Raw genomic sequence first — 16,241 nt, forward strand, 5'->3', positions numbered from 1 at the left:
AGCTTTCCGGGGGTCTTTACAGGGTGGCCAGCTGTCTCGCCGCGCGCGTCGGCGAACTCATCGACTTGTCGCAAAGCGAGACGGCGGCGCTGGACGCGCTGGAGCAGCGCGAGCGGCAGCTGCGGCGGGGCGCGGTGCTGCTGCGCGAGAACGACCGGCTGGGCGAGCTGTTCGTGATCAAACGCGGGACGATGATGAGCTACGTCATCCTGCCCGACGGCAGCCGCCAGATCCTTCGATTTCTCTTCCCCGGCGACATGGCCGCGATGTCCGGGTTGATCTATCGGGGGGCCACCGAAACGGTGATGGCGCTGACCGAATGCGCGGTCGCGCCCGTCGAGCGCAGCCTGTTCGCCGCGACGATCGTCGCTCATCCCCGGCTGGCCGCGATGCTGCTCGCGCTCGATCAGATGGAGCGCGTCGCGCTGACCGACCGCCTGGCGGGGCTGGGCCGCACGTCGGCGAAGGCGCGCGTCGCGGCGCTGCTGATCGAGATCCGGGACCGGCTGCGCGAGCGGCGCGCACCCACCGAACGCTCCTTCGTGCTCGGCCTGACCCAGGAAGAGATTGGCGATGCCACCGGGCTGACCGCCGTGCACGTCAACCGCATGCTGCGCCAGCTCGAGGACGAGGGGCTGATCGCGCGCGAAGGCGGGCGCTTTACCTTCCTGGACGAGCAGGGGCTGATGCGCGCCGCCAACCATGTCGAGCGCGGCGGCGGCATCGACCTCGCCTGGCTGCCGCAAGGGCGCTAGTTCGCGGTTCAGCGAGGCTCGATCGTGGCGGCGCCGGGAAGCGCTCACCGCTCCGATCTCGGCAAGGACGCCTAGGGGGCAGCGACGAGGGTGGCGATCGCCCCCGTCAGGCCGGGCCGCTTACGCCTTTTCCAGCGTACACTGCAGCGGATGCTGGTTCTGGCGGGCGAAGTCGATGACCTGCCCGACCTTCGTTTCCGCCACCTCGTAGGAGAAGACGCCGCAGACGCCGACCCCCTTTTGATGGACGTGCAGCATGACCCGCGTCGCCTCCTCCATGTTCATCCGGAAGAAGCGCTGCAGGCACAGGACGACGAACTCCATCGGCGTATAGTCGTCGTTGAGCATCAATACGCGATAGGGCGTCGGCTGCTTCGTGCGCGCGCGGGTCTTGGTGGCGAGGCCGGTTCCGGTCCCGTCATCCTGCCCATCGTCGCGGCGCTCGGCCATGTGGATCGGTGCGATTGTCATGGTGAAGCGCCGAAATATGGCATCGGAGGGCGTGGGGGCAAGGGCTTGCGGCAGCAAAAAGGGCGGCCGCATCGCTGCGCCCGCCCCGTTCGTCCCGTTCCCGGGCATGTCTGTTGGCAAAACACGCGGGAAGCGTGCTTTCACCGGGACGCTTACGCGCTGACCTTCATCTTTTCGGCAGCAAGCGCGACGCGGTTCGAGATCGGCTGGGCGACCTCGCCGGCGAGCTTCAGCATCGTCTCGGCACGTGCCGAGCTCTCCGCGACCAGCGCGTCGAACGCGTTGCGGGCATAATCGGCCTGCAGCTTCATCAGCTCGGTCGGCGACTTGACGCCGGCCATCTGCTTGGCGGCGGCGGTCGCTTCCTCGAACGCCTTCTTGGCATAAGCGAGGCCGTCATGGCTGAGCGATTCGAAGCCGCGCGCCGCGATGCGCGACGATTCGACCAGCGCCTCGACGTTGCCGCGACCGAAGTCCGCGGCCTCTTCCATGATCTTCTGTCCCTTTTCCATCGCGCCCTTGGCGCGGTCGCCCGCCTCGTTCATGAAACCCTGCGCCTTGGCGGTGGCGGTCTCTGCGGCGGTCTTCGCGGTATCGATCGTGTCCATGGTCACTTCCTTCACTGCGGGAGCCGGAGTCGCGACGGGCGCTGCGGCATCGGGTTGCGGGAGCGCGGGCGGTTCCGGCACGCGCGGAGCCGGCTTCACGCCGGTCGGTTTGGCTGACGCAGACACGGGTACGGCGTCGGCGAACGGAACGGCGGTCGTCGCGACCGACGGTTTCGCGGCCTTGCGGACGGGCTTGGAGGTCTTGTCCACCATCATCCTGCTCCAGTGTTTTGCTGCAGCGCACAATAATGAATGATTCGGGCATTATCAAGAGGTTTTGTGCACTGCACCAACGCTCGAGGCACCCTTTCCGTAGCGTCACCGCGCCCGGACATAGTCCCCCGGCGCGTCGCAGAGCGCGGGCAGCGTCCCCTCGCCCGGGACGCGCGCGCCAATCGCGGCCACCATGTCGCCGCCCCGGTCGCGCAGCCATGTTTCCCAGTCGGGCCACCAGCTGCCCCGCGTCTCGGTCGCGCCGGCGAGGAAGTCGGCGAGCGATTCGGGTGACGCGCCGGGCGGGGCGTCGTTGGTCCAATATTGATACTTGCCCGCCGCCGGTGGATTGACGACGCCCGCGATATGGCCCGAGCCGGCGAGCACGAAGCGGAGGGGCCCGGTGAAGAGACGCGTGATCTTCCACACGCTTTCGGGCGGGGCGATATGATCCTCCCGCCCCGCCTGGACATAGGCCGGCGTCGCGACCCTGGTCAGGTCGAGCGGCACGCCCGCGACGGACAGGGCGCCCGGCCGTACCAGCAGATTGTCGCGATACAGGTCCGTCAGGTACGAAAGATGCCATTTGGCTGGCAGGTTGGTGACGTCGCCGTTCCAGTGGAGCAGGTCGAACGGCATGTGATCCTTGCCCAGCAGATAGTTGCTGGTGACGTAATTCCAGATCAGGTCGCGCCCGCGCAGCAGGTTGAAGGTCGCCGCCAGGTAGCGCCCGTCGAGGAACCCCTGCGGCGACAGGGCGCCGATCAGCGCCAGTTGCTCGTCGTCGACGAAATGGGTCAGGTCGCCCGCCGCGGCGAAATCGACCTGCGCGGTCAGGAAGGTGGCGGACGCGACCTTGTCCGCCGCGCCGCACGCGGCGAGCAGCGCCAGCGTCGCCGCCAGCGTCGTCCCCGCGACGCAATAGCCGATCGTGTGGACCGACGGCACGTCGAGCAGGTCGCGCACCGTGTCGATCGCATCGATCTGCGCGCCGACGTAATCGTCCCAGATCACGTCCTTCATCGACGCGTCCGCCGACTTCCACGACACCATGAACACCGTGATGCCGCGCTCCACCGCCCAGCGGATGAAGCTCTTTTCCGGCGTCAGGTCGAGGATGTAAAAGCGGTTGATCCAGGGCGGGAAGATGACCAGCGGCGTCGCCAGCACCGACTCCGTCGTCGGCGCGTACTGGATCAGCTCGTAGAGCGGCGTGCGCTTCACCACCTTGCCCGGCGTCGTTGCCAGATCGCGCCCGATCTCGAAGGCGTCGGCGGGGCTGTGCGTCATCTGCCCCTTGCCGATGTCGGCGAGCATGTGCTGCAGCCCGTCGAGCAGGTTCTGCCCCTTGGTCTCGATCGTCCGCTGCACCACCTCGGGATTGGTGGCCGGAAAGTTCGACGGGCTCATCGCATCGACGAAGCCCTTGGCGGCAAAGCGCACCTGCTGCTTCTGCTTTTCGTCCAGTCCGTCCAGCTGGTCGACGCCGCGCAACATATGGTCGGCGATCAGATTGTAGCTGCGCCGGACCCAGTCGAAATAGGGATCGTCGCGCCAGGCCGGATCCTTGAACCGCTTGTCGCGCGCATCGCCCTCCGACGCGGGCGGCGGCGGCGGCGCGGCGGCGGGATCGAGGAACCGCTGCCACAGGCTGAGGCTGTCCGACCAGAAATCGCGGGCCTGCGCGGCCGCCGGCGTGTCGGTGATGCCCGGAAGCCGGGCGGCGTCGAACCAGTCGAGCCCCTGCTCCATCATCATCTGCTGCGCACGCCCCATCACCCAGGTCCAGTGCTGGAGTTCGCTGAGATCAGGCGTCTTGGGGGATGTCGGGTTCGGGTCGGCCATGGCTTCCTCTCCGCGGATCGGCATAGCGGGTAAGCACAGACGGGGGAACCGCTTAACGCCCCCGACGCGGGATCGGAAATGGCTTTGCCCGCGCGCCGCGAACCGGCATAGCTCTCGCGAAATCTCGGGGAGAGCAGGAATGATGCGGATCGACAGGCGCACGTACGTGGCGATGATGGCGGGCGCCGCCGCGTCGGCGATGATGCCGGCTGCGCTGCACGCGCAGGCCGGGCGCGACGATGCCGCGCTGCTCGCGTTCCTTGACGCAGCGTTCGATGCGCAGGTGGCGCTGAGCCCGGAGACGCAGACCGGGCTTGGCCTCAAGACGAACTACGACCGGCTCGACGACTATACGGACGCCGCCACGCGCCGCAGCCTCGCGCTGTCCCAAAGCCAGCTTGCCGAGATGAAGCGCCGGTTCAGTCCCGACCGGCTGGGGCCGCAGGCGCGGCTGAGCTATCGCCTGTTCGAGGAACAGGTGGCGACCGACGCGCGCCAGGCGCAATATCGCGACTATGCCTTCCCCGTGTCGACCAACGGCAGCCCCGCGGGCGACATTCCCGTCTTCCTGATCAACCAGCACCGCGTCGACACCGTCGCCGACGCACGCGCCTATATCGCCCGGATCGTCGACAGCCGCCGCGTGATGCAGGAGGTCGCCGACCGCATGCGCGCCGCCGCGGCGAAGGGCATCGTCCCGCCCAAGATGGTCTTCGCCCCCGCCCGCGGCGATGCGAAGCAGGTGATCACGGGTGCGCCGTTCGACACCGGCGCGGACAGCACCCTGCTTGCCGACTTCAAGACGAAGGTCGGCAAGCTTTCCGCCCCTGCCGCTACCAAGGCGCAGCTGATCGCCGACGCGACCGCGGCGCTGAAGGGTCCGTTCCGCCAGGGGTTCGACATTCTGTTCGCCGCGCTCGACACGATCGAGCCCCTGTCAAAGGGCAATGACGGCGCGTGGAGCCTGCCGGGCGGCGACGCCTATTACCAGGCGCGCCTGGCCTATTACACGACGACCGACCTGACCGCGGACCAGATCCACCAGCTCGGACTCGACCAGGTGGCGGCGATCCATGCGGAGATGCAGGGGGTGATGACGCGGATCGGCTATGCCGGCACGCTGCAGCAGCTGTTCGCCGCGCTGCGCACCGACCCGAAGTTCAAATATTCCAATACGCAGGCCGGCCGGCAGCAGTATCTGGCGGATGCCCGCGCCGCGATCGCCCAGACGATGGCGGCCGCGCCACGCTTCTTCCGCCGCCTGCCCAAGGCGGCGCTCGAGGTGCGAGCGGTCGAACCGTGGCGGCAGGAAACCGCGTCGGTGGCCTTCTACAACCCGCCCGCGCCGGACGGATCGCGGCCGGGCATCTTCTACGTCAATCTCGCGGATATGAACCAGGTCCAGAAGCCGCAGGTGGAGGGCATTGCCCATCACGAGGGCGCACCGGGCCATCATTTCCAGATCGCGCGCGCGCAGGAACTCGGGACGCTGCCCAAGTTCCGCCGCTTCGGCTATTACGGCGCCTATACGGAGGGCTGGGGCCTCTATTCCGAACGGCTCGCCAAGGAGATGGGGGCGTATACCGACCCCTATGCCGAACTCGGCATGCTGTCGCTGCAGGTGTGGCGTGCCTGCCGCCTGGTCCTCGATACCGGCATGCATGCCAAGCGCTGGAGCCGCGACAAGGCCATCGCCTATTTCACCGACAACGCGCCGCTGTCGCAACGCGACGTGGTCAAGGAAGTCGACCGCTACATCAACAATCCGGGCCAGGCGACGAGCTACATGGTCGGCCAGCTCCGCATCGCCGGCCTGCGGAGGAAGGCGGAGGGCGCGCTCGGCGCGAAGTTCCAGCTGCCCGACTTCCACGAGGTGGTGCTCGCCAACGGCGCCTTGCCGCTGGGCGTGCTGGAGGAACAGGTCGACGCCTGGGTGGCGGGAGTGCGGTAGGAGCCGACGCGCTCTCCCCTCACCCGGCCGGCGCTGTCGCACGCGGTTGGACGGGTGAGGGCGGCACGCGCCGCAACATCTTTGCGTCCCTGCATCTCCGCACGAACACATTCCATCGCCGCGGGGTGGCCACTCCCCCTCGCGCGGCGTAGGTAGACGGCACCTGCAACCATATGGTGCCCCATGTCCGACGACTTCTACCGCATCAAACGCCTGCCGCCCTACATCATCGCCGAAGTCAACGCGATGCGGGCGGCGGCGCGCAGCGGGGGCGAGGACATCATCGATCTGGGCATGGGCAACCCCGATCTGCCGCCACCACCGCACGTCATCGAAAAGCTGGTCGAGGTCGCGCAGAAGCCGTCGGCACACGGCTACTCGCAGTCGAAGGGGATCCCCGGCCTGCGCCGCGCCCAGGCCAATTATTACGGCCGCCGCTTCGGCGTCGATGTCGATCCCGAGACGGAGGTCGTCGTGACCATGGGGTCGAAGGAGGGGCTCGCCAGTCTCGCCACCGCGATCACCGCACCGGGCGACGTCATCCTCGCGCCCAACCCGTCCTATCCGATCCACACCTTCGGCTTCATCATCGCCGGCGCGACGATCCGCGCCGTGCCGACGACGCCCGACGAGGCCTATTTCGCCAGCCTGCAGCGCGCGATGGAATTCACCATCCCGCGCCCCAGCGTGCTCGTCGTCAACTATCCGTCCAACCCGACGGCGGAGACGGTCGACCTCGCCTTCTACGAGCGGCTGGTGGCCTGGGCGAAGGAGAACCAGGTCTGGATCATCTCCGACCTCGCCTATTCGGAACTCTATTACGACGGAAAGCCGACCGTCTCGATCCTGCAGGTGCCGGGCGCCAAGGACGTCGCGATCGAGTTCACCAGCCTGTCGAAAACCTATTCGATGGCGGGGTGGCGGATCGGCTTCGCGGTCGGCAACAATAAGCTGATCGCAGCGATGACGCGGGTGAAGAGCTATCTCGACTATGGCGCCTTCACGCCGATCCAGGCGGCGGCCTGCGCCGCGCTCAACGGCCCGCAGGACATCGTCGAGGCGAACCGCCAGCTCTATCACAAGCGCCGCGACGTGCTGGTCGAAAGCTTCGGCCGCGCCGGCTGGGACATCCCCGCGCCGCCTGCCTCGATGTTCGCCTGGGCACCGCTGCCGCCGGCCTTGCGCCACCTAGGCAGCCTTGAGTTCAGCAAACAATTGCTGACTCACGCCCATGTCGCGGTTGCGCCAGGAGTCGGCTACGGCGAGAACGGGGAAGGCTACGTGCGCATCGCGATGGTGGAAAACGAACAACGGCTGCGTCAGGCCGCGCGCAACGTGAAGCGCTACCTTTCCAGCATGGGCGTCAACACGCCGAGCCGGAACGCGGGTTGAGCGATCGTATCAGCGTGACGGCGGGGTTCGGCGAGGCCGGGGTCTTGGGTCGTGTTCCCGCTCACGCGCCAGCACCGTTGCGCGATCGCGGACCGCGGCCGCGATGACGATCGAGCCGCTCTATTCGCTCGCCGGCGTGCTGGTCGGTCTGCTCGTCGGCCTGACCGGCGTCGGCGGCGGGTCGCTGATGACGCCGATCCTGGTCCTCGCCTTCGGCTTCCACCCGGCGACGGCGGTCGGCACCGACCTGCTCTATGCGGCTGCGACCAAGACCGTCGGCACCACCGTCCACGGCTGGCGCGGTACGCTCGACTGGCGGATCGTGGGGCGCCTCGCGACGGGCAGCGTTCCCGCGACCATCGTCACGTTGCTGCTGCTCGGCCAGGCGAGCGAACATTCGCCGGCGACGGAGCATCTGCTCGCCAGCCTGCTCGGCGTCGTGCTCGTCGCGTCCGCGGTGGCGACCCTGCTGCGGCACCGCATCGTCGCGGCGCTGACGCCGCGGCTGGGCGAAGCCCCTGGGCGCGAGCCAGTGTTCCTGACCGTCGGGCTGGGCGCCATCCTGGGCACGCTCGTCTCGCTGACCTCGGTGGGGGCAGGCGCGCTCGGCATGACGGCATTGCTCGTCCTCTACCCCCGGCGGCCGCTGAAGAGCCTCGTCGGCGCCGACATCGCGCATGCGGTGCCGCTGACCCTGCTCGCCGGCGCCGGCCACTGGCTGCTCGGCTCGGTCGACCTCGCGCTCCTCGGCTCGTTGCTGGTCGGCTCCGTCCCCGGGATCGTCGTCGGCAGCCTGCTCGCGGGCATGATGCGCGAGGGCGCGCTGCGGCCGATCCTCGCCGCAGTCCTCGCGATCGTCGGCATCAAGCTCTTGATGTAGCGGCTTATTTGCCCAATTCCTCGGGTCGGGCCCAGATCATCTCGCCCTTCCCCAGCACGCGCCCGTCATGCGCCCGTACCGCCATGGGCGCGATCGGCCGTCGATCGCGCGCGTCGACCAGCACGGGAAAGGCGGGCTGGCAGGTTTCCCACCGTTCGCCCCACTGACGCAGCGCGACCATGGTCGGCATCAACGCGAAGCCCTTCTCGGTCAGCGAATAGCGCACCTTGCGCCGGTCATCGGCCATCGCCTCGCGCTTCAGGATGCCGTGCTCGACCAGTCGCCCCAGGCGGTTCGCGAGGATATTGCGCGCGATCCCCAGCTCGGACTGGAACTCTTCGAAATGATGGAGACCGTTGAACGCCGCGCGCAGGATGAGAAACGCCCATCGCTCCCCCATCGCCTCCAGGGCAGCGGGCAGGCTGCATTCCTTCAGGGTCTCGCGCAGTTGTTCCATCGTCACCTCGTGGCCGCGGCTAGCCGGCCAAGCTAGCGCAAATACGCCGATGCGGCAAAAACGATCACGCTCATCGGCAACAAGCCATTGCCAAAGCGTGGCGGCCCGCCCCATGTTGATGCTGTGCTGCGGCAATATGAACTGGTCGACCGGGTGCTCGAATATGACCCCGATGCGGATGAGGCGCTGCTAAACCGCGCCTACGTCTTCTCGATGCATGCCCATGGCAGCCAGAAGCGGGCGAGCGGCGACCCGTATTTCAGCCATCCGATCGAGGTGGCGGGCATCCTCACCGACCTGAGGCTCGACGACGAGACGATCGCGACCGCCATCCTTCACGACACCGTCGAGGATACGGTCGCGACGTCGGAGGAAATCGAGCGCGTCTTCGGCACCAACGTCGCGCGTCTGGTGGACGGCGTCACCAAGCTGTCGAAGATCGAGGCACAAACCGAGAACGAGCGGGCGGCGGAGAATCTGCGCAAGTTCCTGCTCGCCATGTCCGACGACATCCGCGTGCTGCTGGTCAAGCTTGCCGACCGCCTCCACAACATGCGCACGCTCCATCACATTCCGAAGCCCGAGAAGCGGCGGCGGATCGCGAAGGAGACGATGGACATCTATGCCCCCCTCGCCGAGCGGGTGGGTATGTACGAGTTCATGAAGGAGATGCAGACGCTCGCCTTCGAACAGCTCGAGCCGGAGGCCTATCAGTCGATCAGCAAGCGGCTGGACCAGCTCAAGGCCGGCGGCGGCGACCGGATCGCGAAGATCGGTTCGGGCCTCAAGCTGCTGCTTGCCCGCGCCGGCGTCGAGGCGGAGGTGACGGGCCGGGAAAAGCACCCCTATTCGATCTGGCGCAAGATGAGCGAGCGTCACATCAGCTTCGAGCAGCTTTCCGACATCATGGCGTTTCGCGCGATCGTCCCGACGGTGGAGGATTGCTACCGCACGCTCGGCATCATCCATCGCCGCTGGCCGATGGTGCCGGGGCGGTTCAAGGATTATATCTCGACGCCCAAGCGCAACGGGTACCGTTCGCTGCATACCAGCGTCATCCACGCCGACAATGCGCGCATCGAGATCCAGATCCGCACGCCCGAGATGCACGCCGAGGCCGAGTTCGGCCTGGCGGCGCACTGGGCCTATAAGGAAAAGCAGGTCCGCGCGGACAGCCAGCACAGCTGGATCGCGGATCTGGTCGAGATCCTCGATACCGCGGGCAGTCCCGAGGAGCTGCTCGAACATACCCGCATGGCGATGTACCAGGATCGCATCTTCGCCTTCACGCCCAAGGGCGAGCTGATCCAGCTGCCGAAGGGCGCGACGCCGATCGACTTCGCCTATGCCGTCCACACCGACCTGGGGGACCAGGCGGTCGGCGCGAAGATCAACGGCCGCGTCGTGCCGCTGTCGACCGTCATCGAGAACGGCGACCAGGTGCAGGTGCTCCGGTCCAAGGGACAGGTGCCGCAGCCCGGCTGGCTCAATTTCGCCATCACCGGCAAGGCCTCCGCCGCGATCCGCCGCCACCTGCGCCATACCGAACGGGCCGAGCAGATCGCGTTGGGACGCACGCTCTACGACGACATCGTCCGCCGCCTCCCCGCGACACTCGCTCCTGGTGCGCTCGACCATGCGGTGCAGCGGCTGAAACTGCCGGACGAGCCCGCGCTGATGATGGCGATCGCGCGCCGCCACGTCTCGGACGTGCAGGTGATGGAGGCGCTGATGCCAGGGTCCGCGGGCACCGACGCCGCGCGGCTGGCGCCGCAATCCACCGCCATCTCGATCAAGGGACTGACGCCGGGCGTCGCCTTCGACCTGGCCGAATGCTGCCACCCGGTGCCCGGCGACCGGATCGTCGGCCTGCGCCGGCCGGACGCGGGGATCGAGGTGCATGCGATCGACTGCCCGGTGCTCGCCGAGCTCGCCGAACGCGGCGCGGACGAGACGGACTGGGTCGACGTCGACTGGGGCGACAAGTCCGACGGCGCGGTCGCGCGGATCAGCGTGCAGGTGAAGAACGAGCCGGGCGCGCTCGGCATCGTCTCGACGATCATCGGCGCGCACAAGGCGAACATCATCGCGCTGCGCCTCGATACGCGCGATACCGTGTTCCACACCAACGTCATCGACGTCGAGGTGCACGACCTCCACCAGCTGATGCGCGTGATCGCCGCGCTGCGCGCGGCGGAGGCGGTGAACGCGGTCGAGCGGGTCTAGCGGGCGATCCGGGGGCGCCGGCTCAGGCGCGCCGCCGCCCCATGATCCCGACGACGATACCCGTCACCGCCGCGCCGATCAGCATGTCGGCAAGATAGTGCGTGCCCTCGACGGGCGTCGACAGCAGCATGGCGACATTGAGCGCGAGCAGCGGCCAGCGCAGGCGCGGGATCGGCCAGGCGGCACGGATGTAGAGCAGCGCGGCCGCGGTATGGAAGCTGGGGGCGGACACCAGGCCGCGCAGGTGCGCGAGGTCGATCATCCGCACCTCGTGGTCGCGCAGCGCGGGGATCAGGCCCTGCTGCCATTGCTCGCTTTCGGGCATATAGGGGATCGGCCCGTGCCACAGATAGGAAAACGGCCCCACCGCGGGCATGAAGGCATAGAGCGCGAGCGTCGCGGCCGCGGTCATGCCGAAGACGGCGAGAAAGCGCCGCGCGGCCGTTCGGTCCCCTGTCCAGGCGGCATGGCCGAGCAGGATCGCCGGCGACAGATAGATGCTCCGATAGGCCGCCAGTCCCCATGTCTGTAGCCAGGGATGCGCCGCGACGGTCCGGTACCAGGCGAGCCAGTCGAACCCGAGCGCATGATCGATCCGCTGCAGGCCCGAATCGTGGAAACCGCGGGTCAATCCGGCGATCGGATAGCTCGTCACCGCGCCGGCGAGCGCGATCAGCGTGAACAACGCATAATATTCGGCGCCATCGGCGAGGGCTCGTCCCAGCCGACCCGGCATGCGGCCGGCATAGACCCTCGTGAGCAAGGCCGCCGCGCCGCAGACCAGATACGGCAGGTTGCCGCCACTCGCGGGTTCGATCGCCAATCCCGCCATCCGCATGAGCAGACCGGTCGCGAACAGCCCCAGCGCGACCCCCAGCCAGAGCGGTCGGGTCGAGCCATCGGCAGCGCCCGGCCGCACGCGCGCATCGCGGTGCGCGCTGGCATCCGGGGTGATCAGCCCGGGGTCGGCGGCGAGAAAGGAGGAATGGGACGGGAGCATGGTCACGGGAATGTCACAAAACACCTGACTTCGCGATGGGACCTTGCGGCGGGATGAACGAACCTGCCGGGCGGTGGACGGATGCGGTGGACGGCCGCGCCGGCCACGGAGCGCAATGGCGAGAGCATGACGCGTCGCTGGCGGAGGGCCGGTGGGGACGCGCGAGCCTCCCCGGGACCATACCGGTCGAACCGGGGCATGACGCCGACGTTTCGACCCGCTACAAGGCGCGGCATCATGCATCGCCCCGCCCTTTCCGTCGTCATCCCCTGCTTCAACGAAGCGGCATGCCTGGAGCTGCTGCACGCGCGCGTCTCGGCCGCGGCGCGCACGGCAGTGGGCGACAATTACGAGATCGTCCTGATCAACGACGGGTCCCGTGACGATAGCTGGCCCGTCATGCAGCGCCTGTCCGCGGCCGATCCGCGGCTGGTGGCGATCAATCTGTCGCGCAACCACGGGCACCAGCTGGCGCTGACCGCCGGGCTCGACCTGTGCAGCGGCGCGCAGATCCTGATCATCGACGCCGATTTGCAGGACCCGCCGGAACTGCTCGCCGACATGCGCCGGACGATGGCCGAGGAGCAGGCCGACGTCGTCTATGCCGTGCGCCGCAAGCGCGAAGGCGAGACGATCTTCAAGAAGGCCACCGCCGCCGCCTTCTATCGCGTTCTCGACCGCGTCACCGATACGCCCATCCCCCTGGACACCGGCGATTTCCGCCTGATGAGCCGGCGTGCGCTCGACGCCCTGCTGTCGCTGCCCGAACAGGCGCGCTTCATCCGCGGCATGGTGGCGTGGGTCGGTTTCCGCCAGGTGCCCTTTCCCTATGATCGGGCGGAGCGGCATGCCGGCGAGACCAACTATCCGCTCGGCAAGATGGTGCGGCTCGCGTTCGACGCGGTCACCGGCTTCTCGACCGCACCGCTGCGCTTCGCCAGCCATGCGTCGGTGATCCTGGCGGGCGCGTCGCTGCTGCTGCTCTTCTACATCCTGTGGGGCTTCTTCGAAGGCTCGCCGGTTCAGGGCTGGACCTCGACCATGCTCGTCGTCACCGTCCTCTCCGCGGTGCAGATGTTCGTGCTCGGCATGATCGGCGAATATCTCGGCCGGCTCTACATCGAGTCCAAGCGGCGGCCGCTCTACCTCGTCGCCGACATCGCCGGGCCGGTGAAGGGCCATTCGAGCCTCGGCTTCAACGCCGCAGAACCCTCCCCGGAATTCGATATGCCGGAGACACAGCGCGCGGCGGAATAGCCGCCGCGCGCGCAAGCGATCAGCGGGGCTCCGCCAGCGTCACGATCGACACGCCAGGGGTCAGCGGCACACGGCCGACCGCATGGCGCTCCAGCCGGAAGATGGTCTCGAACACGGTGTTGAGCGGCTTGGCGGGCGGTGAATCGTCGCTGTCGTCGCGACCCGTCAGCCGGCCGGCGATGCGTGCCGCCGCGGCGAGCGGAAAGAGCAGCGAATTGAAATAGGTGAGCTTGCGCGGCGCAAGGCCGGCCGCCTCGATCGCCCTGACCAGGGTCGCCTTGGAATAGCGGCGATGGTGATGGTTCACGACGTCGTGCGCGCTCCACATCCACTGGTGCGCAGGCACGGCGACGAGGATCTTGCCGCCCGGCCTGAGGAGCGACTTCATCGCGGCGAGCGCGGCGACATCGTCCTCGATATGCTCGACGACGTCGAGCACCGCGACCAGGTCGTAGGCGCCGCGGTCCACGCCAGGCAGCGCGGGCAACGGCGCGTCGCCGACCGGCTTGCCGAGCCGCTCGCTGGCGATCGCGCGCGCGGCGGGGTCGATCTCGATCGCGTCGACCGCGCCGAAGCGCGCGAGCATCGGCAGATTGTGCCCGGTGCCGCAGCCGATCTCCAGGATGCGGGCGTCCTTGGGCAGACCGCCGTAGCGCGACAGATAGTCGCTGAGGATGTCGCGGCGGGCGCGATACCACCAATGGGTGGAATCATGCGCGGCCATGCGGTCGTAGACGATGCGATCCATTATGCGAAAACCAGATATCGGTTGAGGACGAAGGTGACCATCGTCGCGAGGAGAATGGCGGGGACCAGCGGCACCCAGGGCGCGAGGCCGAAGCCGGCGGTGCCGATCCAGGTGACGGCCGCGTTGAGCGCCATGCCGCTCGCCTGCACCCCGACGAACTTGAGCTGCTGCGTCATGCCCGGCGAGCGCGTGCCGTGGCCCTTGAAGCTCCAGCGGCTGTGCAGGAAGAAGCCGCAGGTCACCGCGACGAGGAAACTGGGCGGGACCGCGTAGACCGCATGCTCGCGCGGCAGCACCCATGCGGTCAGCGGCAGGTAGACCGCCGAATAGATGATCGTGGAGATGCCGCCCGCGATGCCGAAGCGCACGATCTGCGCCAGCAGCCCGCTGCGCCGCATCTCTTCCAGTCTCGCGAACGCTTCCCTCGCCATGGGACGCGCCCTAAAGGACATGGACCGGGAACGGAACGGCAATTCGAAGGGCCTCATCGCTTGAACACTCCCCCGCGCGGCCGGCTGGACGCCGAGCTGGACCGCAACTGGATCGCGCTGACGCTCGTCGCGTGGCTCGCCGTGACCGCCTGGTATGTCTGGCACGACTGGAACATGGTGCGCTGGCTGTCGCTGGGCGACACCGACGACAACATGCGCCTGATGCAGGTCCGCGCCTGGCTGAACGGCCAGGGCTGGTACGACCTGCGCCAATATCGGCTGAACCCGCCGCAGGGCTTCGACATCCACTGGAGCCGCATGGTCGATCTGCCGATCGCGGGGCTGATCCTGTTCTTCCGCCTGTTCACCAGCAACGCCTGGGCGGAACGGCTGGCGTGCGGGATCGCACCGCTGATCCCGCTGTCGATCACCATGCTGGGGCTGGGCGCGACGGTACGCCGCCTGGTCCATCCGCTCAGCTGGCCGCTCGCCATCGTCTTCCTGCTGATGACCTCGGCGACGATGCTGATGTTCCTGCCGGAACGCATCGACCATCACGGCTGGCAGCTGGCGATGCTGAGCCTGACCGTCGCGGGGCTCTGCGACCGGCAGCCCGCGCGCGGCGGCATCATGGTCGGGCTCGCCAGCGCGGTCAGCCTGTCGATCGGTCTGGAGATGCTGCCCTATTGCGCGATGGCGGGCGCGATCCTGGCGCTCGCCTGGGTATGGGACCGGCGCGAGGCGGCGCGGCTGATACCCTATGCGCTCAGCCTGGGCGGCGGCAGCGCGATCGGCTATGCGGCCTTCGCCTCCTACGCCAACGCCGCGATGCGCTGCGACGCGCTGACCCCGGTATGGCTGTCGGTGATGGTCGTCGCGGGCGCGCTGCTGTTCGCGATGGCCCGCCTGAACCCGGAAAGCCGCAACATCCGCCTCGGCCTGGCGATACTGGCCGGCGTGGTGATCGCCGCGGGCTTCGTCCATTTCTTCCCGCAATGCCTCGGCCGGCCCGAGGGCGTGTCACCCGAACTGCAGAAGAACTGGCTCGACAACGTCCGCGAGGCCAAGCCGATCTACAAGCATCCGCTGCGCTTGGGCGTGCCGATCGCCGCGCTGCCGGTGATCGGCGTCATCGGCGTGATCGTCGGCGCGTGGCGCGCGCGGCGCAGCCCGATGCTGGTCGGCTGGGTCGCGGTCGCGCTGTTCGTCACCTTCGCTGGGCTGATGCTGCTCTGGCAGGTCCGCGCGGGCCCGGCGGCGCAGCTGATGGCGGTACCGGGAGCGACGCTGCTCGGCTGGATCGTGCTGCCGCGGCTGCTCAACCACCGCAGCATGGCGGTGCGCGTCGCCGGCAGCGCGCTCGCCTTCCTCGTCATCTCCGGCGTCGCGGCGCCGCTGATCTTCAAGCCGTTCGACATGAAGCTGTTCGGCAAGAAGGTTGCCTATACGCCGCCCGACCGGCCGAACGCCTATCAGCGGCGGGTCAACGGCGCGACGGGAAATTGCATCCGCTATACCGTGCTGCGCCCGCTCGACCATTATCCCGCGCAGACGATCTTCACCTTCGTCGACCTCGGGCCGCGGCTGATCACGCTGACGCACCATAGCGCCATCGCCGGCCCCTATCATCGCAACGGCGATGCGATCCTCGACGTGCAGCATGCGTTCGGCGGCACCGAAGCTCAGGCGCATGCGATCATGCGACGGCACGGCGCGACGCTGCTGCTGCTCTGCCCGAACATGGCGGAATCGACCAATTACCGCGTACGCAACCCGGGCGGCTTCTACGACCATATGGCGCAAGGATGGGTACCGGACTGGCTGACGCCGCTGCCGCTGCCCAAGGGTTCGCCGCTGCGCCTGTTCGCGATCGATGCGCCCAGGCAGGCGGTGCCGGCGCGCGGGGCCTGACGGCGGCGTCCGGACGCGGCATGAGGGCGCGCGTGCGGAAGCCGCCCCGCGGGCGAGGCCTTCGTGGCGGCGCCCCTCCCCCAACCCCACGGCCGA

General features: G+C 68.2%; 14 protein-coding genes. 7 read left to right on the plus strand and 7 right to left on the minus strand.

Annotated features, from left to right (window positions below; all coding sequences use genetic code 11):
- Positions 1–23 precede the first annotated feature (23 nt).
- Positions 24–755: a Crp/Fnr family transcriptional regulator gene (locus IQ292_RS02935; protein ID WP_203308787.1), complete on the plus strand. Its 732-nt coding sequence runs from the start codon at positions 24–26 to the stop codon at positions 753–755.
- Between the two features lie 120 nt (positions 756–875).
- Here IQ292_RS02935 and clpS read toward each other — a convergent pair whose 3' ends face one another.
- From clpS to IQ292_RS02950, 3 genes are all read right to left on the minus strand, one after another.
- Positions 876–1,205 carry an ATP-dependent Clp protease adapter ClpS gene (gene clpS / locus IQ292_RS02940; protein ID WP_203308881.1) on the minus strand — a complete coding sequence of 110 codons (330 nt, stop codon included), beginning with the start codon at positions 1,203–1,205 and terminating at the stop codon, positions 876–878.
- A gap of 173 nt (positions 1,206–1,378) precedes the next feature.
- A complete protein-coding gene (locus IQ292_RS02945) occupies positions 1,379–2,047 on the minus strand; it encodes a phasin family protein (protein ID WP_238940727.1) in 669 nt (222 codons plus the stop codon).
- 105 nt (positions 2,048–2,152) lie between these two features.
- Positions 2,153–3,892: a PHA/PHB synthase family protein gene (locus IQ292_RS02950; RefSeq protein WP_203308789.1), complete on the minus strand. Its 1,740-nt coding sequence runs from the start codon at positions 3,890–3,892 to the stop codon at positions 2,153–2,155.
- A 139-nt stretch (positions 3,893–4,031) separates the two neighbouring features.
- On the opposite strand from IQ292_RS02950, the gene IQ292_RS02955 reads away from it, so the two are divergent.
- From IQ292_RS02955 to IQ292_RS02965, 3 genes are all read left to right on the plus strand, one after another.
- On the plus strand, positions 4,032–5,843 hold the full coding sequence (locus tag IQ292_RS02955) for a DUF885 domain-containing protein (protein ID WP_420853640.1): 1,812 nt from the start codon (positions 4,032–4,034) through the stop codon (positions 5,841–5,843).
- A 183-nt stretch (positions 5,844–6,026) separates the two neighbouring features.
- A complete protein-coding gene (locus IQ292_RS02960) occupies positions 6,027–7,235 on the plus strand; it encodes an LL-diaminopimelate aminotransferase (RefSeq protein WP_203308790.1) in 1,209 nt (402 codons plus the stop codon).
- A 103-nt stretch (positions 7,236–7,338) separates the two neighbouring features.
- Positions 7,339–8,115 (plus strand): sulfite exporter TauE/SafE family protein, encoded by a 777-nt coding sequence (locus tag IQ292_RS02965; protein ID WP_203308791.1) that lies wholly within the window; start codon positions 7,339–7,341, stop codon positions 8,113–8,115.
- Positions 8,116–8,119: 4 nt separating this feature from the next.
- On the opposite strand, the gene IQ292_RS02970 is transcribed toward IQ292_RS02965, so the two are convergent.
- On the minus strand, positions 8,120–8,572 hold the full coding sequence (locus IQ292_RS02970) for a winged helix-turn-helix transcriptional regulator (protein WP_203308792.1): 453 nt from the start codon (positions 8,570–8,572) through the stop codon (positions 8,120–8,122).
- A gap of 123 nt (positions 8,573–8,695) precedes the next feature.
- On the opposite strand from IQ292_RS02970, the gene IQ292_RS02975 reads away from it, so the two are divergent.
- Positions 8,696–10,798, plus strand: a complete 2,103-nt coding sequence (locus IQ292_RS02975; protein WP_203308793.1) for a RelA/SpoT family protein — start codon at positions 8,696–8,698, stop codon at positions 10,796–10,798.
- A 22-nt stretch (positions 10,799–10,820) separates the two neighbouring features.
- Here the strand turns inward: IQ292_RS02975 and IQ292_RS02980 are convergent, their stop codons facing one another.
- A complete protein-coding gene (locus tag IQ292_RS02980) occupies positions 10,821–11,798 on the minus strand; it encodes a phosphatase PAP2 family protein (RefSeq protein WP_203308883.1) in 978 nt (325 codons plus the stop codon).
- A gap of 237 nt (positions 11,799–12,035) precedes the next feature.
- Here IQ292_RS02980 and IQ292_RS02985 point away from each other — a divergent pair, with 237 nt between their 5' ends.
- Positions 12,036–13,055, plus strand: a complete 1,020-nt coding sequence (locus tag IQ292_RS02985) for a glycosyltransferase family 2 protein (RefSeq protein ID WP_203308794.1) — start codon at positions 12,036–12,038, stop codon at positions 13,053–13,055.
- Between the two features lie 19 nt (positions 13,056–13,074).
- Here IQ292_RS02985 and IQ292_RS02990 read toward each other — a convergent pair whose 3' ends face one another.
- Complete coding sequence (locus tag IQ292_RS02990; RefSeq protein ID WP_203308795.1) at positions 13,075–13,803, minus strand: class I SAM-dependent methyltransferase; 729 nt, start codon at positions 13,801–13,803, stop codon at positions 13,075–13,077.
- Positions 13,803–14,234: a GtrA family protein gene (locus IQ292_RS02995; RefSeq protein ID WP_203308796.1), complete on the minus strand. Its 432-nt coding sequence runs from the start codon at positions 14,232–14,234 to the stop codon at positions 13,803–13,805. The genes IQ292_RS02990 and IQ292_RS02995 overlap by 1 nt, the downstream gene beginning before the upstream one ends.
- A 60-nt stretch (positions 14,235–14,294) precedes the next feature.
- On the opposite strand from IQ292_RS02995, the gene IQ292_RS03000 reads away from it, so the two are divergent.
- Positions 14,295–16,145, plus strand: a complete 1,851-nt coding sequence (locus tag IQ292_RS03000) for an AcrB/AcrD/AcrF family protein (protein ID WP_203308797.1) — start codon at positions 14,295–14,297, stop codon at positions 16,143–16,145.
- The last annotated feature ends 96 nt before the right edge of the window (positions 16,146–16,241 follow it).

It is taken from the genome of Sphingomonas beigongshangi (assembly GCF_016820445.1).
In the GTDB taxonomy this organism is placed as follows: domain Bacteria; phylum Pseudomonadota; class Alphaproteobacteria; order Sphingomonadales; family Sphingomonadaceae; genus Sphingomonas; species Sphingomonas beigongshangi.